The 18,292-nt window shown below is 41.0% G+C and carries 15 protein-coding genes, 2 tRNA genes, 1 rRNA gene and 1 pseudogene; 11 read left to right on the top strand and 8 right to left on the bottom strand.

All coding sequences use genetic code 11. The features are described 5' to 3' along the window. Positions 1–4 precede the first annotated feature (4 nt). The 3 genes from rrf (at position 5) to C5470_RS15480 (ending at position 480) form a co-directional block, all read left to right on the top strand. Positions 5–120: ribosomal RNA gene (gene rrf / locus C5470_RS15490) — 5S ribosomal RNA — on the top strand. A 199-nt stretch (positions 121–319) separates the two neighbouring features. Continuing rightward, positions 320–396, top strand: a tRNA-Asp gene (locus C5470_RS15485). An 8-nt stretch (positions 397–404) separates the two neighbouring features. Then, positions 405–480 (top strand) — tRNA-Trp (locus C5470_RS15480). Between the two features lie 1,421 nt (positions 481–1,901). Here the strand turns inward: C5470_RS15480 and hdfR are convergent. After that, complete coding sequence (gene hdfR, locus C5470_RS15475; protein WP_166290511.1) at positions 1,902–2,738, bottom strand: HTH-type transcriptional regulator HdfR; 837 nt, start codon at positions 2,736–2,738, stop codon at positions 1,902–1,904. Positions 2,739–2,863: 125 nt separating this feature from the next. Here hdfR and C5470_RS15470 point away from each other — a divergent pair, with 125 nt between their 5' ends. Beyond that, positions 2,864–3,202: a MaoP family protein gene (locus tag C5470_RS15470; RefSeq protein ID WP_166290509.1), complete on the top strand. Its 339-nt coding sequence runs from the start codon at positions 2,864–2,866 to the stop codon at positions 3,200–3,202. A gap of 47 nt (positions 3,203–3,249) precedes the next feature. Here C5470_RS15470 and C5470_RS15465 read toward each other — a convergent pair whose 3' ends face one another. Further along, positions 3,250–4,773 (bottom strand): YifB family Mg chelatase-like AAA ATPase, encoded by a 1,524-nt coding sequence (locus C5470_RS15465; protein ID WP_166290507.1) that lies wholly within the window; start codon positions 4,771–4,773, stop codon positions 3,250–3,252. A gap of 646 nt (positions 4,774–5,419) precedes the next feature. Between C5470_RS15465 and ilvL the strand changes: the two genes are divergently transcribed. From ilvL to ilvA, 6 genes are all read left to right on the top strand, one after another. Beyond that, positions 5,420–5,518 carry an ilv operon leader peptide gene (ilvL, locus tag C5470_RS15460; protein WP_036844375.1) on the top strand — a complete coding sequence of 33 codons (99 nt, stop codon included), beginning with the start codon at positions 5,420–5,422 and terminating at the stop codon, positions 5,516–5,518. A 139-nt stretch (positions 5,519–5,657) separates the two neighbouring features. After that, the gene (ilvG, locus tag C5470_RS15455) at positions 5,658–7,304 is read left to right on the top strand and encodes an acetolactate synthase 2 catalytic subunit (RefSeq protein WP_166290505.1); all 1,647 of its coding nucleotides are present in this window, start codon (positions 5,658–5,660) and stop codon (positions 7,302–7,304) included. After that, a complete protein-coding gene (gene ilvM, locus C5470_RS15450) occupies positions 7,301–7,558 on the top strand; it encodes an acetolactate synthase 2 small subunit (RefSeq protein ID WP_166290503.1) in 258 nt (85 codons plus the stop codon). The genes ilvG and ilvM overlap by 4 nt, the downstream gene beginning before the upstream one ends. 23 nt (positions 7,559–7,581) lie before the next feature. Beyond that, the gene (locus C5470_RS15445) at positions 7,582–8,508 is read left to right on the top strand and encodes a branched-chain amino acid transaminase (RefSeq protein WP_166290501.1); all 927 of its coding nucleotides are present in this window, start codon (positions 7,582–7,584) and stop codon (positions 8,506–8,508) included. A gap of 68 nt (positions 8,509–8,576) precedes the next feature. Next, positions 8,577–10,427, top strand: a complete 1,851-nt coding sequence (gene ilvD / locus C5470_RS15440) for a dihydroxy-acid dehydratase (protein WP_166290499.1) — start codon at positions 8,577–8,579, stop codon at positions 10,425–10,427. A gap of 4 nt (positions 10,428–10,431) precedes the next feature. Then, positions 10,432–12,003, top strand: a complete 1,572-nt coding sequence (gene ilvA / locus C5470_RS15435) for a threonine ammonia-lyase, biosynthetic (RefSeq protein ID WP_166290497.1) — start codon at positions 10,432–10,434, stop codon at positions 12,001–12,003. A 180-nt stretch (positions 12,004–12,183) separates the two neighbouring features. On the opposite strand, the pseudogene C5470_RS15430 reads toward ilvA, so the two are convergent. The 6 genes and pseudogenes from C5470_RS15430 to C5470_RS15405 all read right to left on the bottom strand — a co-directional run. Next, positions 12,184–13,080: pseudogene (locus tag C5470_RS15430) on the bottom strand (DHA2 family efflux MFS transporter permease subunit); the annotation flags it as partial. Between the two features lie 27 nt (positions 13,081–13,107). Beyond that, complete coding sequence (locus C5470_RS15425; RefSeq protein WP_166290495.1) at positions 13,108–13,869, bottom strand: IS5 family transposase; 762 nt, start codon at positions 13,867–13,869, stop codon at positions 13,108–13,110. A gap of 78 nt (positions 13,870–13,947) precedes the next feature. Continuing rightward, positions 13,948–14,277 (bottom strand): MaoC/PaaZ C-terminal domain-containing protein, encoded by a 330-nt coding sequence (locus C5470_RS15420; protein WP_242688035.1) that lies wholly within the window; start codon positions 14,275–14,277, stop codon positions 13,948–13,950. After that, on the bottom strand, positions 14,258–14,431 hold the full coding sequence (locus C5470_RS15415) for a hypothetical protein (protein WP_166290411.1): 174 nt from the start codon (positions 14,429–14,431) through the stop codon (positions 14,258–14,260). The genes C5470_RS15420 and C5470_RS15415 overlap by 20 nt, the downstream gene beginning before the upstream one ends. A 118-nt stretch (positions 14,432–14,549) precedes the next feature. Continuing rightward, complete coding sequence (locus tag C5470_RS15410; protein ID WP_242688032.1) at positions 14,550–14,789, bottom strand: hypothetical protein; 240 nt, start codon at positions 14,787–14,789, stop codon at positions 14,550–14,552. Positions 14,790–14,797: 8 nt separating this feature from the next. Further along, positions 14,798–15,724: a LuxE/PaaK family acyltransferase gene (locus C5470_RS15405; RefSeq protein WP_339916753.1), complete on the bottom strand. Its 927-nt coding sequence runs from the start codon at positions 15,722–15,724 to the stop codon at positions 14,798–14,800. Positions 15,725–16,366: 642 nt separating this feature from the next. Between C5470_RS15405 and C5470_RS15400 the strand changes: the two genes are divergently transcribed. Next, the gene (locus tag C5470_RS15400; RefSeq protein WP_166290493.1) at positions 16,367–17,452 is read left to right on the top strand and encodes a flavin-containing monooxygenase; all 1,086 of its coding nucleotides are present in this window, start codon (positions 16,367–16,369) and stop codon (positions 17,450–17,452) included. Positions 17,453–18,292 lie beyond the last annotated feature (840 nt).

The raw sequence follows: 18,292 nt of genomic DNA, 5'->3' as shown, positions 1-18,292 counted from the left end.
TTTGCCTGGCGGCGATAGCGCGGTGGACCCACCTGACCCCATGCCGAACTCAGCAGTGAAACGCCGTAGCGCCGATGGTAGTGTGGGGTCTCCCCATGTGAGAGTAGGGAACTGCCAGGCTTTAATTAAAGCTTTGTGTGATGAAGAATGACACAGAGTGTTATGGGTAGAAAGTAGGATAAAATCGCTGAGAGTGATTTTTCACATTGTGAAAAGCGGTGGTCCGAAGGGCGAATGGCAGAAGGGCCATTCGTAAACTGCCCTGATTGGCATTGAAATTTTATGTTGTGCTAACGATATAAAGGACAAGAAATTCGGTGGTGCGGTAGTTCAGTTGGTTAGAATACCGGCCTGTCACGCCGGGGGTCGCGGGTTCGAGCCCCGTCCGCACCGCCACCTTATTTAGGGGCGTAGTTCAATTGGTAGAGCACCGGTCTCCAAAACCGGGTGTTGGGAGTTCGAGTCTCTCCGCCCCTGCCAGTTACAAGCTAAGTAATAATTAAGGTAGTTCGCAATTGATAACCCAGCTATTTAGCTGGGTTTTTTCTTATCTATACTGCGCATAATGAATGCATATCACCTTGGCAGATGTTATTTTTTGACTGTGATAATTAAGGGGGGTGACTCAGAGGAGAAAGTCTTCTGGGTATCTGGCAAGGGAAATATTAGCTAGACACAATTTATTGATTTAACTGACAAAAAACTATTTAAACTTAATATCTTTATTGTCACTTTTACATGCAGAGAGAGCATCTCTTGACTGATCAATTAAAGGGTGTTGTTAGTTTATTATCTTAATTTTGACTTGAATGTTGGATTCGTATCTAAGAGTAAACTATAACAGCATATTCTTTATTGTCTTTGAGATTTAGTATTCAAGCATCTTTTTCATGAATTAATTCAGCGGCATGTAGATTCAGACTCTTTTTGGGGTTAGAAGGCGTAGGTGATCAATGCATCTACCGCCTCTAATAGGAAACTGATCGGGCTACGATATTTTAAGGATTCTATGTGAGAAATATTTCTTAACGTAATAAACATCGTTTTAATTAGATAATATTTTTTCAGTATTATCCGCTCCTATAGTAATAAAACCTTTCCTTTATCCATTTATACCTTTCATCTTTCAAGTTGCTGCTTTGTTGGCTGCTTTCACATATCCCAGTCACAGCGTTATTTATGCTCCTAGGGAGGCGTTCATTTGCCGCCGCGCTGCAACTTGAAATCTATTGGGTATATAGATATTTATTATCAGTGTGAATTCTTACATATTTCATCTATAAATAGGTCTTATATGGTGATAAATAGAGGATATCTAACTATGAAAAACTGTGAAAGATATAATATTTCGAGATATTGTTTATAAGAGAGAAGTTAGGCGGTTGATGTATCTGGATCTATTCTCCGTTCATTACTAATGCTACTAGGGGTAAAAATTGCTGACAAAAATTATCGACTTTGCTATAAAATTTTTCTGACTTAATTGTGTTTAAAGTATTTACGTCAATTAAGTCTTAGTGAACACTCTAATCGTGACAGTTTTCTTATTAAATGAAGTTCGGTTTAAAATTTAAAATAAAAGTTACCTAAGTCGAATAACAAGGTAAGAACATTGAGTATCCAGACGATAAGGATAGGTTCGTTTAGTAAGTTATTCAAAATCATCTTACCCCCTTCTTCACTGTGGCTCTGGGTTCTTTGATTTAAATCACAGCTTTAAACCGTGTGTAGTAAGTGAAAACTATTTAGCAAATAGGGGATATGTGGAAGGATGGCGAAAGTAATCCCGCCTCCTGAGCGATCTAAAGTTTCGTTCTTTCTTACTATTTTCGTTTTTGTTTCCGTGTAACACTCCTATCTGGAAATCTTGCCACTAATTGAATGAGTTGCATAAATACCTCTTAATCTCTTGTAGAAGTATTGATGATAGGTATTTTTAATAGCTGCTGAATCAATGCTTGTTGATCGTTGTTCTGTAACCATATAGCGTATAATGGGCGTTCAATTAGTTCAGTATTTGGGTAAGGGATAAGTTCTGAATATTCGTTTTGCCAGTGTATTGGCAGGAAGGCGGCTCCTCTGACACTATTGAGCAGTTGGTGAGCTATATGTGCTGAAGTGGTTGTGATTATGGGCAATTGCTCACTTTTTAAAATCTGTTGCTCTTGATGATGGAAATCAGCTCCCCATTCTAATTTAATGTAGTTTTCAACTTGGTATTTCAGATTTTCTTCTGTCGTTAATAACTTCAGGCAAATATTCCCTAATAACAAGCTTTGGAATTCATCCATTTTAGGTGATTCAGTCGTTATTAGTAGATCTAACTCACGCGAATGAAGTTGTTTAACAAGGGATTGCCGCGTAGAAACCCGGGATTCTAATCTTAGTTCCTGATGTCTTTTATAGAAATCCTGTAGCCAAGGAGTTAAATACGCTTCCCATAATGATGCGGTGGCGCCAATTGTTAATTCAGTATGTTGAGATGCATGTGTTATCTCTTTTTTAGCCAATTGCCAGGTATTCATCAGTGATTCTGCATACGGCACAAGGCGCTCACCAGCGGCTGTAAGACGGATGTTATTGCGATGACGCGTGAAAAGATTAGCACCTAATTGGTTTTCTAATTGGCGTATGCGAAAGCTGACTGCTGACTGTGTCAGGTATAGTGATTCGGCTGCCCGACCAAAGTGACGAGTTTTACTGACCTCCAGAAAGGTTTTCAGTAATTCGGTGTCCATATGTTTCTCCAATAATTTTTATCGTTAAGATTTAAATGTTTTGTTTTACAGAACGCCAGGCCTATCTAATACTCCGCGCCATAATTAGCATGATAGTAACAGTAATAGAATTAGGAGTGTGTCAGATGGCCGAAAGCTTCATCACGACTAATCGTTTTTTTGATAACAAACATTATCCTCGCGGGTTTTCCCGCCATGGCGATTTCACCATTAAAGAGGCGCAATTGCTAGAGCGTCATGGTCATGCGTTCAATGAGTTAGATCTCGGTAAACGTGAGCCTCAAACAGAAATAGAGAAACTGTTTGTTGCTGTTTGCCGGGGTGAACGTCAACCTGTGACGATGGAAGAAAAAGTATGGGCCAAATATTTGGCAAGGATTAGTCGTCCAAAACGTTTTCATACCCTGTCAGGTGGTAAGCCTCAGGTTGATTCTTCTGATGACTATACCGACACTGATGATTAATATCATCACAAGTTATGAGTACAGGGGCTTTGCCCCTTTTTTCATTTTTAACCTGATTGTTTTTGTAACTGAATTAGTAGCCTGTCCATACTACGGTAGCTTAAGGCTTCCATAATATGTAGTTTTTCTATCTCTTTTTTTCCTTCTAAGTCGGCGAGTGTCCGGGATGTTCTCAGAATTCGATGCCATGCCCGGATGGAAAGCCCTAGCTTTGTTAGTGTTTCTTCTAGAAACACAGCATCGTTAAGTTTGAGCTTACAAAATGTTTCTGTCTCTTTACTATTCATATGAGCATTAATTTTTCCACAGCGTTTTAATTGTATTTTTCGCGCTGTCAGTACTCTTAATTTCACATCTTTGCTGCTTTCGCTTGATCTAATTGGGCTACTCAATGTTCCAATGGGTAACAGAGGAACTTCAATTGAGAGATCAAAGCGATCTAAAAAAGGCCCAGAAAGTTTTGCCAGGTATCGAAGTATTTGCTGAGGATTACTTCGATTATGAATTCCTTGATGATGGCCTGTAGGGCTGGGATTCATTGCTGCTATTAATTGAACCTGAGCAGGAAAACAAACTTTGGCTCTGGCTCTGGATATGATTATTTCCCCTGATTCCAGTGGTTCTCTGAGAGCATCGAGGACTCTGCGTTCAAATTCAGGAAGTTCATCCAGAAACAGCACACCGTTGTGAGCAAGTGATATTTCACCGGGTTTAGGAAGTCCACCACCGCCAACCAGCGCTGCCATTGATGAACTGTGATGAGGCGCTCTGAATGGGCGCATATGCCATTGTTCTGGTGGCAGGTAGGTATCTACCAGGCTATTGATAGCGGCAACTTCAAGGGCTTCTTTGTTTGTTAATGGCGGTAATAAACTGCATAGGCGGCTTGCTAACATCGTTTTTCCTGTCCCTGGTGGGCCAAGTAGTAAAAGATTATGTCCGCCTGCTGCTGCGATTTCTAATGTGCGTTTTGCTTGTTCCTGACCAATAATGTCCTGAAGATCCGGTTGTGATTGTTCTGTTGAAAATTCATGTTGGATCGTTGCTGTCAGCAGTTGTTTTTCTCCTTGAAGAAAGTGGCAGATATGCAAGAGGTGTTCCGCCATTAATGTTTCATCTTGAGATAAAATTGCCAGCTCCGTTCCGTTTTCTGTCGATAGAATAAGTTGCCTGCCTGCGTCTCCTGCGCTTAGTGCAGCTGGAATTGCGCCATTGACTCTCCGTAAGCCCCCGGATAGCGCGAGCTCACCAAGAAATTCATAACGGTTCAGTTTATTGGCAGGTATTTGTTCTGAGGCTGCCAGAATAGCGATAGCAATCGGCAAATCATAACGACCGCCTTCTTTGGGAAGGTCTGCTGGTGCAAGATTGACAGTGATTCTTTTAGGCGGATAGGTAAACCCGCTGTTGATCAACGCGCTTCTGACACGATCTCTTGCTTCTTTTACGGCTGTTTCAGGCAAACCAACCAGAGTTAACCCAGGTAAGCCATTACTAATATGCGCTTCAACAGTAACAATGGGGGCATGAATACCTATAGTCGCTCTGGTATAAATAACAGCGAGGGCCATCCTATTCTCCTTAGTAAGAAAACGCATATGATGGGCTGAAATGAGATAATAAATAGTGTCTTATTATTTTTTTGCGAGACGGCTCTAAGAAATACTCTACGAGGTGGCTAAAAGAATTGCTTTATTAAATTTTCGTTAGATGATTTTTATTTTAATTAATTGGTGTTTATTTGTTTTATACCCGTAAATTTAATCATGTAATTTATTTTTATATTGTTGCTCTGATGGTTTTTTATTATTTTTGGTGCTTTAATATTGGTTTTTTTATTTATTTTTAATTCAAATTTATATATGTTTTCACAGTAAGTTAAATTAGTGTTTTATATATTTTTGCTTTATTTCTTAACTGGGGTTTTTATCACCCAGGTGATTAATAATAAGATCTTTACTTGCTTTTAGTTGAATGATTTGTTTTATTTGTTATTTATTAATGTGATATATTGTTTTTATATAATAATCTGGATTTTATCACCTAAATTCAATTCATTTATGGAAAAATAATCCAAGTTGTAATTATCTAGTTGAAAATAAACAACATTTTTTCATGCTGAGGAATAAAACAAAACAAAATAAAAGTTGTCAAGCTATGAAGAACGTGATAACTCTTAAATATAGATTAAACAAACGAGTTAAAACGACCAAGATTATGAACATATTCGTCCAAGTGATTAGCCTAGTTATCGTCAGCGTGGTGGTGATTATTATCCCACCGTGCGGGGCTGCACTTGGACGAAGAAAGGCTTAGACGAATAGCCAAATCTCTCGAAGACCCCCGCACCGAAAGGCGCGGGGGTTTTTTTTCGGCAAGCAAAAATCAGTCAGAGACAAAAACATACAACAGAACAAAATTTTGTCTCACAGGGTAAACACAGGGGATATGAAAAATGAACGGGGCGCAGTGGGTTGTAAAAGCATTACGAACGCAGGGTATTGATAAGGTTTTCGGCTACCCTGGTGGTGCAATCATGCCGGTTTACGATGCTTTGTACGATGGTGGCGTGGAACACTTACTTTGTCGGCATGAACAGGGCGCCGTTATGGCTGCAATTGGTTATGCGAGAGCCAGTGGTAAGCCGGGAGTTTGCATTGCCACATCCGGACCAGGGGCAACAAACTTGATCACTGGATTGGCTGATGCGTTGTTAGATTCTATTCCTGTTGTCGCTATCACTGGTCAGGTTAGTTCTGAATTGATTGGAACTGATGCCTTTCAGGAAGTCGATGTTTTAGGTCTCTCCCTTGCTTGCACCAAACACAGCTTCTTAGTGGACTCTCTGGAAAATTTACCTCAAATTATGGCTGAAGCCTTTTCTATTGCAACCAGTGGTCGACCTGGCCCGGTTTTGGTTGATATTCCTAAAGATATTCAGCTGAAAGAGGGGAATTTAGCCCCACATCTGGTTCCTGTTGAGCAAGAGATACCCTGCACTGAAAATGAATTAGAACAAGCCCGGAAGATGATTGCGGCTGCGGTAAAGCCAGTACTGTATGTTGGTGGCGGAGTCGGTATGTCTCAGTCAGTTTCTGTTCTGCGTAATTTTGTTGCGGAAACAGGTATGCCGGTTGTTTCCACGTTGAAAGGTTTGGGTGCTGCTGATACTAAACATCCATGTTATCTGGGAATGCTTGGGATGCATGGTACGAAAGCAGCAAATTTTGCGGTTCAGTCATGTGATTTGCTGATTGCCGCAGGTGCCCGTTTTGATGATCGTGTGACTGGCAAACTCAATACCTTTGCGCCGAATGCAAAAGTTATTCATTTGGATATCGATCCGGCAGAGTTGGGGAAATTACGTCAGGCTCATGTGTCATTGCAGGGGGATTTAAAAGCGTTGTTGCCCCGTTTACAGCAACCATTATCAATTATGTCCTGGCAGCGGGAAGTTAAGCGCCTGAAAGCTGAATATCCTTGGTGCTACGACCATCCGGGTGAGGCTATCTATGCACCTTTATTATTGAAGCAGGTTTCGGATCGTAAAACATTAAACACGGTTGTTACCACCGATGTTGGACAGCATCAGATGTGGACAGCTCAACATATGACTTTTGATGGGCCTGAAAATTTTATTACATCCAGTGGGCTGGGATCGATGGGATTTGGTATCCCAGCTGCGATTGGCGCTCAAATTGCCCGACCAGAGGATATGGTGATCTGTGTATCCGGTGATGGTTCTTTCATGATGAATGTTCAGGAATTGGGGACAATTAAACGCAAACAATTACCTATAAAAATTTTACTGTTAGATAACCAACGACTGGGAATGGTGCGGCAATGGCAGGAACTGTTTTTTGATAAACGATATAGCGAAACAACATTAACAGATAACCCTGATTTTGTCGCATTAGCGAAAGCTTTTGATATTTCGGGGCAACATATCACTGATAAATCACAGATTGATGAAGCTCTGAACGCATTATTCAACAGTAAGGGACCGTATTTATTACAGGTATCCATTGAAGAATTAGAAAACGTTTGGCCGTTGGTCCCTCCCGGTGCAAGCAATGAAACTATGTTGGAGAAATCATTATGAGACAGCATCAACTTGCAATCCAGGCTCGTTCCTGCCCTGAAATATTAGAACGTATCTTACGAGTAACGCGTCATCGTGGATTTGAGATATGTTCGATGAATATGGATCAAACAATGGATGGCTATAATGTTAATATCGAATTAATTGTTGCCAGCCAAAGACCTGTTAATTTGTTGTTTTCACAATTAACTAAATTAGTGGATGTCGCTGGTGTCAAGATTCTGCAACCGAAATCACAATTAATACGTGCATAACGTAGAAATAAAGGAAGAAGAGAATGACGAAGCAATCCGATTACATTTGGTTCAATGGCGAGATGGTTCCTTGGGCAGATGCTAAAGTTCACGTAATGTCACATGCTTTGCATTACGGTACGTCGGTTTTTGAGGGAGTTCGCTGCTATGACTCTTATAAAGGGCCAGTCGTTTTCCGCCATCGTGAGCATATGCAGCGTTTACATGATTCTGCAAAGATTTACCGTATGCCAGTGAGTCAGAGTGTTGATGAATTGATGGAAGCATGTCGGGCAACTCTTCGTAAAAATAATTTAGTCAGTGCTTATATACGTCCACTGGTGTTTATTGGGGATGTTGGAATGGGGGTTAATCCACCCGCCGGTTATAAAACTGATGTCATTATTGCCGCTTTCCCATGGGGAGCTTATTTGGGAGAAGATGCACTGGATCAAGGAATCGATGCCATGGTTTCTTCATGGAACCGAGCGGCGCCAAATACAATACCAACAGCTGCTAAAGCGGGGGGTAACTACCTGTCTTCTCTTCTGGTTGGTAGTGAGGCCCGTCGTCATGGATATCAGGAAGGTATTGCTCTGGATGTTTATGGTTATATCTCTGAGGGCGCGGGTGAAAATCTGTTTGAAGTAAAAGATGGGGTATTGTTCACTCCACCCTTGACCTCAGCTTCATTACCAGGAATTACCCGTGATGCCATTATCAAACTAGCGAAAGATTTGGGGCTGGAAGTTCGTGAACAGGTATTGTCACGCGAATCTCTGTATCTGGCGGATGAAGTTTTTATGTCTGGTACAGCGGCTGAAATCACTCCTGTTCGCAGTGTTGATGATATTCAGGTTGGTATTGGTAAATGTGGACCCATTACCAAGAAGATTCAGCAAGCATTCTTTGGTTTGTTTGATGGCACAACAGAAGATAAATGGGGCTGGTTAGATCCAGTAAATTCTTAATAAAACTATAAATAATTTAACGGGCGGTTCGTTCCCCGCCTGTTTTGATAACACGGGAGTGAAGAATAATGCCTAAGTACCGTTCTGCCACCACGACTCATGGCCGCAATATGGCAGGGGCCCGAGCTTTATGGCGTGCGACAGGGATGACCGATGCGGATTTCGGTAAACCGATTATTGCGGTAGTTAACTCATTTACTCAATTTGTTCCGGGGCATGTTCATTTGCGGGATTTAGGTAAATTGGTTGCCGAGCAGATTGAAGCATCAGGTGGTGTTGCGAAAGAGTTCAATACAATAGCGGTGGATGACGGTATTGCAATGGGGCATGGCGGTATGCTCTATTCTTTGCCATCACGCGAATTGATTGCTGATTCTGTCGAATATATGGTGAATGCTCACTGTGCTGATGCCATGGTGTGTATTTCTAACTGTGACAAAATCACACCAGGTATGCTGATGGCAGCCCTGCGCTTGAATATCCCTGTGATTTTTGTTTCCGGTGGTCCCATGGAAGCCGGTAAAACAAAATTGTCGGATCAGATTATCAAATTGGATTTGATCGATGCCATGATTCAAGGCGCAAACCCTAACGTCAGTGATGAAGATAGTCATCAGATTGAGCGTTCAGCTTGCCCAACCTGTGGTTCCTGTTCGGGGATGTTTACTGCTAACTCTATGAATTGTTTGACCGAAGCTCTGGGGCTATCTCAGCCAGGGAATGGTTCGTTACTAGCGACTCATGCGGATCGTAAAGTGCTATTTCTGAATGCGGGCAAACGTATTGTTGAGTTGACTAAGCGCTACTATGAGCAAAATGATGATAGTGCTCTGCCGCGTAATATCGCAACGAAAGCTGCATTTGAAAATGCGATGATGCTGGATATTGCTATGGGTGGTTCAACAAATACTGTACTTCACTTACTGGCTGCGGCACAGGAAGGCGAGGTCGATTTCATCATGGCGGATATTGACCGTCTGTCTCGTCAGATTCCTCATCTGTGTAAAGTTGCCCCAAGCACACAAAAATATCATATGGAAGATGTCCATCGTGCTGGTGGTGTGATGGGTATTTTAGGTGAGCTGGATAGAGTCGGTCTGTTGAATCGTCAGGTTAAAAATGTTTTGGGGTTGGATTTGCTACAAACGCTTGATCAATATGATGTGATGCTGACGGCAGATGAATCGATAAAGAAAATGTATTCAGCAGGCCCTGCGGGTATCCGTACTACTCAGGCATTTTCACAGGATTGCCGTTGGCCTTCTTTGGATATTGACCGTGTAGAAGGTTGTATCCGTGACCTCAAACATGCATACAGTCAGGATGGTGGCCTTGCAGTTTTGTTTGGTAATTTGGCTATAGATGGCTGTATTGTAAAAACCGCAGGTGTTGATGAGAACAGTTTGACATTTCGTGGGCCAGCTAAAGTTTATGAAAGTCAGGAAGATGCGGTTGATGCAATCCTAGGTGGCAGAGTCGTTGCTGGTGATGTGGTTATCATTCGTTACGAAGGACCAAAAGGTGGGCCAGGAATGCAGGAGATGCTGTATCCGACGACGTATCTGAAATCTATGGGATTGGGTAAAAGCTGTGCATTGATTACAGATGGCCGTTTCTCTGGTGGTACCTCTGGTTTATCGATAGGCCACGTTTCACCTGAAGCTGCTAATGGTGGTTTGATCGGTTTGGTTCAAGATGGCGATATTATTGATATTGATATTCCACTGCGGAAAATTCAACTTGATGTGGATGAAAAGACACTTGCTGCTCGTAAAGCAGTGGAACTTGCCCGCGGAGATAACGCGTGGACGCCAAAATCCCGCGAACGTCAGGTATCTTTTGCCCTGAGAGCTTATGCTTCATTGGCGACCAGTGCAGATAAAGGGGCTGTCCGCGATAAATCTAAGTTAGGGGGATAATTGCATGGTTGCATTTCGTCCCTTAACTTCCGCACCAAATGGTGCTGAGTACCTGAAAGCGGCGTTAAGTGCGCCTGTTTATGAGGTTGCTCAGGTGACGCCTTTAGAGGAAATGAAGAAAATTTCTACCCGTTTGGAAAATACTATTTTGGTAAAACGGGAAGACCGGCAGCCTGTTCACAGTTTCAAGCTCCGTGGCGCTTACACGATGATTGCGGGTTTGACTGAGGAACAAAAAAGCCGGGGGGTGATTACGGCATCAGCTGGTAACCATGCTCAGGGGGTTGCGCTTTCCGCCAATCGACTGGGAATTAACTCTCTGATTGTTATGCCAGTTGCCACTGCGGATATCAAGGTCGATGCAGTCCGTAGTTTCGGTGGCGAAGTTCTGCTATATGGCGCCAATTTTGATGAAGCTAAAGCTCAAGCAATAGAAATGGCACAGCAGGAAGGCTATACCTTTATTCCGCCGTTTGATCATCCCGATGTCATCGCGGGTCAGGCAACACTGGCGATGGAACTTCTGCAACAAGATGTGCATCTGGATCGAATCTTTGTGCCTGTTGGTGGTGGTGGTTTGGTTGCCGGAGTTGCTGTGCTGATTAAGCAACTGATGCCAGAAATTAAAATTATTGGGGTGGAAGCAGAAGATTCAGCGTGCCTAAAAGCAGCGATGGATGCCGGGCATCCGGTAGATTTACCAAGAGTTGGTCTGTTTGCTGAGGGTGTTGCTGTTAAACGTATCGGTGATGAAACTTTTCGTTTATGTCAGCAATATGTGGATGATGTTATCACGGTGGACAGTGATGCCATTTGTGCTGCGGTAAAAGATCTGTTTGAAGATGTGCGTGCGATTGCTGAACCCTCCGGAGCATTGGCACTGGCTGGATTGAAAAAGTATGTTCAGCAGCATCAGATTAAAGGTGAGCGGCTGGCACACATTCTTTCTGGTGCTAACGTAAATTTTCACGGGCTACGTTATGTTTCTGAGCGTTGTGAATTGGGTGAGCAGCGGGAAGCACTGTTGGCTGTTACTATTCCTGAACAAAAGGGGAGTTTTCTGCGTTTTTGTCAGAAATTGGGCGATCGGGCGGTAACAGAGTTTAATTACCGCTATACGGATGCGGATCCTGAACAAGCTTGTCTTTTCGTTGGTGTCCGATTGAGTCATGGTGAGGTGGAGAGGCGGGAAACCATCGAGGAATTGCGTACTTCAGGATATCAGGTTGCAGATCTTTCAGATGATGAAATGGCGAAATTACATGTCCGCTATATGATCGGTGGTCGTCCATCTAAGCCATTGAGCGAGCGTTTGTATAGTTTTGAATTCCCTGAATCACCGGGGGCCTTGCTGAAGTTCCTGCAAACGTTGGGAACTTACTGGAATATTACATTATTTCATTATCGCAATCATGGTACAGATTATGGTCGGGTGTTAGCCGCATTTGAATTGTCAGGAACAGAAGTGCGTTTTAAGCGTCACCTTGATGCGTTGGGCTATGGGTATCACGATGAGACGGATACTCCTGCGTTTAAGTTCTTTTTAATGGGCCAGACATCTGAAACAGCTAGATGATGATAAGCATTTTGACGATGAAAAAATATGTTTCGTAGAACAACAAAATAGCGCCTTGGCAAGGTGCTATTTTGACAAGATTGTTTATTCGCTGAGGTTTTACTGGGAATAGCCCTAGGTTCTTTGGCTATTGTTAGTGCTGATGGTGTAGTCATTCAGTTTATTTTATTTATCATGATGTTATTTCTTTGCTCCAACTGTGGGTTTTGCCAGCCAGATAAAGATCAGCAAAATAAGAAAAATAAAACCAAATAGCCAATAAATCTCGTTGGCGGCGATAATCAATCCCTGGTTAGTGACTTCACGCGCCAGAGAGCTACTGGCTTGAGCTTGTGACATCCCTAATTGTTCCATTTTCTGATAGGCTTGCTGGGCAATAGGGTTATGGGCGGTTATCGATTCAGTTAACTGAACGTGGTGGACAGCTTCACGGCGGGACCACATGGTCGTCGTAATTGAAGTACCCACAGATGTTGCCAGAGTGCGTAAAAAGTTGAACAAGCTACCCGCAGAAGCGATTTTATCCGGTTCAACGTCGGATAATATAATGGCTGTTAGCGGCATAATTAAACAGGCAATAGCAAAACCTTGAATAAATTGTGGCCAGGCCGCGGTGGCAAAGTCCATTGACAGCTCGAAGGTATGAGCTCGCCAAAAAAAGCACAGGGCAAAAACGATAAAGCTGAACATAACCAAATAACGCATATCGATTTTTGAACTGAAACGGCCAATGAGTGGAGCAAGTATTATAGGAACCATCCCTAATGGGGCCATAACTAACCCTGCCCAGGTGGCAGTATAACCAAAGACCATTTGTAATAACTGAGGTTGTAGAACTAGGGTACCGATGTGAAGTAAAAAGGCCAAACTGATACATAAAGTACCAATAGTGAAATTACGTGATTTAAAGAGTGATAAATCAATGATCGGATCATCGTCGGTCAGTTCCCAGATGATCAGGAAAGTCACGGCAATAACCGCGATAATCGCTAATGCAATAATCTCTGTTGAGTTGAACCAGTCAAGTTCTTTGCCTCGATCAAGCAATAACTGAAAACAACCGACGCCGGTGACTAGGGCGTGTTGACGTTTTGTATTCATCATTTACTCGACCCACATGGGTAGCCATATAATGACAAATGCCAGTGCCAATGTGCTGGCGTAATTTCGCGCCAATTTATCGTATCTTGTTGCGATTGCACGAAAATGTTTGATTCTGGCAAACGCATTTTCGACTAAATGACGATAACGATATAAACCGTTATCAATCTTTTTATCCGATTTTCGATTATTTTTTCGGTAGGGAATAACCGCTATTGCCCCTTGTTGTTCGATATCATTTCTGAATGCCTGACTATCGTACCCCTTGTCAGCTATCACAAAATCCGAAGGCGGTGACTGCACCACCAAACTTTCCGCATGAACAATATCGTGAGCTTGCCCCCCGGACAATTCAAAATCAACCGGCAGTCCATAACTGTCTACGGCCAAATGGATTTTAGTTGAGCGTCCTCCCCGGCTTTTCCCAATTGCTTCATCTTTCTTTGATGCTGCGCCTGAACTGTGTTGATGAGCGCGGACAATACTGCTATCAATGAACAGCCATTCCGTATCAGAGTCTTTAGATAATCCATTGAATAATAAATCAAAAATACCTTTCTTTGACCATTCATTAAAACGCTTAAAGACCGTATTCCATTTCCCGTACTCAGAAGGCAGTTCGCGCCAAGGGCTCCCGGTTCTCATTCGAAAAAGGATACCTTCAAGAGCCAGGCTATGTTCTGGTTTATGATAGACGAGCCTACTTTGTAGCATGAATAGGGATAGCTTATCCCACACAGGATCTGATAACATTCGTCGTGGCATGATAGTTCTGGTTAAGGTTTTTTTGGCGAAAACAAGGATACCAAATTATCATGCCGTTCAAATTCCCTTCATCAAACGTCAACACGCCCTAAATAAACAGAAGAAAGATTGGTGGAAATCACGTTGTGCCATTCTTCTTCTTTCATGTTTATTAGTTTTGACGCAATAGCAGGCATCCAAAGGCACTGGATTTCGCAAATTAACGTGCCATTGTCTGCCCATTCCCTCGTTTGGTTGTGGCAAGTAATCGTATCCGCTTTTGAGAGGGAGCATTGCCAGCATACCGTGTACGGCAATACCGCCTAATCCCACTTCTTTTGCGATTTTTTCATCGAAATGGATAGAGTTATAATCTCCAGAGAATTTAGCCCATTGACTGAGATCTTTTTTACTGAATTGAACGTTCATCTGTCGGCTTTCCTGAAAATAAGTGCACAGTTTGTGCCACCGAATCCAGACTTACCAGGTGAATATCATCAAGCAGGGTGTCAAGGGTGATACCCCCTGGTTCGATATCAGTTAATTCAGTAATTTGAGATTGCAGTAATTCAAACAGTTTCATATTAATATCCCCTTAAAATCTAAAGAAATGTTGGCGGATCTTAAGTGCAGTAATATAGTATTAATGGTTAAGAAATAAGTTATTCCTGCTACACCGTCTTTTAAATACAGTTTTGTTGTTATTCCTGAGTGTTTAAAGGTTTCCTCGAAATTTTCAGCAAGTTATAAGTTTCTTGTTTAATCGCGCTGACCAGCATTTCAATATCATTTTGGCTTGTGGTATATCCAAAGCTGATACGTACTGCATTATCGATACGATCATTAGGTAGCCCCATCGCCGCCAGAACATGAGAACGTTGTGTTGATTTGTTATTGCTACAGGCTGATCCTAAAGATGATGTTGTTAAACATAATTCCACCTTGCTATTTATACTGCGGATGTAGCTGGGGCAGTTTCATCATCTGACATTTTTCTCTCAAGGTTGACTGCACAACAACCAAACTCTTTAGCGGCAGCAGTACGCATAACAAACTGAATCCGCTGAGAATTACGCCAGGATTTGTTAGAGTCGGTACGCAAGTAGACCAAATCTTCTGTCAGTAACATACCTGGGGTGGAAACAGAAAGTGGATCCAGGATCACTAATTGCCCTGTTTCACCATCAGGCAGTTCACGTGATAAATCATTAGGATCACGGACGGAGAAGTGAATATAAGGAGGAACATGCTTATGGTTATATTCATCTTCTATGGCGAGAACGTTTGCTTCAACCAGACCATACATATCACGTGTTCGGGATACTGGAATTCCCATCCATTCTTCGATATCTGCATTTAATTCGCCGCGGGAGATCATATCCCCGGAAAAACGTTTCCAGCCGCCCATCGTAATCACCATACTATCGCGATCTAAAGTGAGTTTGGTGTTATTCTCTTTTAAGAAAGTAATAAAACGATGGATCATGAATGGCGGGCCAATTAAATGCCGGGTGAATTTACCTTTCCACTGGATTAATTGATTCAGTGTGTCTTTTGGGGAAAAACGATCCTGATTAATCATATAGCGTCGGGTATCTAACAAACCTGTCAGGAAATTAAATATCTTAACCAGTGCCATTTCTGGAATATCTTCTGTTGAAGGACATAAGCATAGGCCTGCACCACCAGATAATTTGAACATGCTGCGATAATTAGAATAAACAGCCAATACTGTGTGATCCATCGTATCGTGGCAGCGACGATAAACGCTGGGAATTCCGTTCGTACCGATTGAACGCATTTCATGTTCGATTTCAGAGAGTGGTTTGCTTAATAAGCGATGACTTTCGGCTGATTTATAAGTTGCAACAGGTATCAGTGGGATGCGAACTAAATCATTATAACCCTGGATATCTTCTGGCTTAATACTTTTTTTTCACAAATATCTCTATAGTAAGGATTATTGTGATAATGAAAATGAAACGCATCCTTAAGCAGACAGGTTTTTAACTCTTGTTACTCTTCTTTGGACAGCTTATAGAGAAAGTCGACATCTGCCATTAACCATTTCAGCGGATTGCCTCCACGGGATTTTATACCATCATATATATTTTTGATATTTTCCATTTTTTCATCTCCGGTAGGGTAAAGAGTAGATAAACTCATCTTTGTTTATTATAAGTTATAGCAATAAAGCATAAGTTATGTAGGAAAAAAGGATAGTGATTAATAATTTCATTTTATTGAATAAATTCGCTATATTATTGCTCTGATTATTATATGAATTTGTAAATATTGTTAAAATTATGATAAAAATAGCTGATTTATTCAAAATGCTAACTTTAATGTGAATGTGACCAGTTAATTCAAGTAATTTTTTTCATTGTGTTTTATATTTTTGTGAAGTTCGTTGATTTTTGATCTATCGAATGTTTTTTTATAAATTTTTTCATTGTCCTAAGATTAATATAATGATAAAAATAAAATATAGATAATGCCGAATTAAAAACGAGTACGCATGATGAAAATGGATTGTTTAATTGTGGGTGCCGGTCAAGCCGGATTAAGTTTAGCTGCTATCCTCACTGCTAAGAATATAAATGTCTGCATATTAGAGCGAGAAACGCGTATTGGCGATGTGTGGCGCAGGCGTCCTGATAATATGCTGTTATTCACTTCACGTGGTATGACTCAGCTTCATGGCCTGCCATTTCCTGGAATTGAAGATGGCTATCCGGATAAGAATGAAGTTGCTGATTACCTTGAGCGTTATGCTTCACACCATAACCTGACGATACATACTCAAACTGAAGTGGTTGAAGTGAAGCATGATAAAAATGGCTATAGCGTTAAAACAAAAGACGGGAAAGTATTTAATGCACTTTGTCTGGTTAATGCAACAGGTGCTAATCAATTAGCTGATATTCCGGTACTTTCTGGGCAACTTTCTGCTGATATACAACAAATTGGTGCGGATAAGTATCAGGAACCTAAACAAATTAAAGCAGGCAGCAGAGTTGCTGTTGTTGGTGATGGTGCCAGTGGTCGCCAGATTGCCAAAGATTTAGCGGCGACTGCGAAGGTGACGTTATTTTGTGGTTCTTCCCGTCCTCTCTTACATAATAGAATAATGGGCAAAGATATCTTTTGGTGGTTAAGTAAAAGCGGTCTGTTGTTTGCCAATTATTACAGTTTGGTAGGGAAAATCATGCGGCGGCGTAATCCCATTCCTTGTGGAGAGCTAAAAAACCATCGGTTAGCCGCTTTTGGTATAAAAATAGCGAATAGATTAGTTGATATAAAAGATAATAATTTATGTGATTTGTCTGGCAATCAATATGAGGTCGATACTGTTATCTGGTGTTTGGGGTATAAAGATAATACGGTGTGGTTAACTCTTCCTGGTGCTGCAGATGCCAACGGATTCGTTTGTAAAAATGGGCATGAAGAAGGCGGGAAAACACCTTATCCTGGGTTATTTATTGTCGGGCGGAAATGGTTGAGTAGCCGTGGTTCTGAACTTATGTTGGGTGCTTATAAAGATACAAGCCGAGTAGCTAAATGGGTAGAAAATTATCTAAAAGACCATGTATCATTAAAGTGAATAATTAATACAGGATAGTGATATTCCACTCTGTATATTCTATTTGTTGTGGATTCATGAATTATTGGGTGGTATTGCTATGGTGTTATCCTGAATTCTGTATCATTACTAAAATCACATAATATTAGGGATAGAATGATACAGAATCGCTAACGTACTGGCTTTGATAATGACAACTATAAATAGGATTTATTTATTTTAGATGATTTATCAAAAATACTATTTATTCATGATTCAGATATTCTATTTTGCGAAATTTAAACCTGCTAACGCTAAGTCAATCCTCATGAGTGAATTATGTGGTGATACACTTAATTGTATACAAGGATGGTGGTGCCACTCTGTTTTCATATTATAAGAGAAAACGAGATCTTGTCGATGGAATTTATAGAATTTAATAAAATATGGCGCTTTGTCTATTTTATGTAACATAATATTGTCCTTTATTAAATCGTTTTGTGTGTTTGAATTAATTGTTTTATATAATTATGATAAATTAATAATATTATTTTTCAATTAAATTAAATCTTAAGTGATTATTATTGGTGACTATATCTTGGAAATATTATTAAATGCTTTCTATGAAATTTAGAATACCACCTGTAATATCCAGTAAGAAACTATTTCATTATTATAAGATATTGTTATGACATGGAAAAAGAATCACTTTCCACTGTGTTTTTAGACGATGGAATATTCAATGTTGTTGTTTTTACTAGTCAATTTTAACAATATCTGAATTTCTCAGAGTTAAATGGCTGTTATTCAATTGATATAATTAAAAGTATTTTCTTTAGTAACATAATTAATGACCAAAAATTTAATGAGGGATTAATCTTT

Source organism: Photorhabdus stackebrandtii (genome assembly GCF_011189495.1).
In the GTDB taxonomy this organism is placed as follows: Bacteria; Pseudomonadota; Gammaproteobacteria; order Enterobacterales; family Enterobacteriaceae; genus Photorhabdus; species Photorhabdus khanii.
Note: the sequence above shows the minus strand (reverse complement) of the source record. Positions and strands in the feature narration are given on the sequence as shown.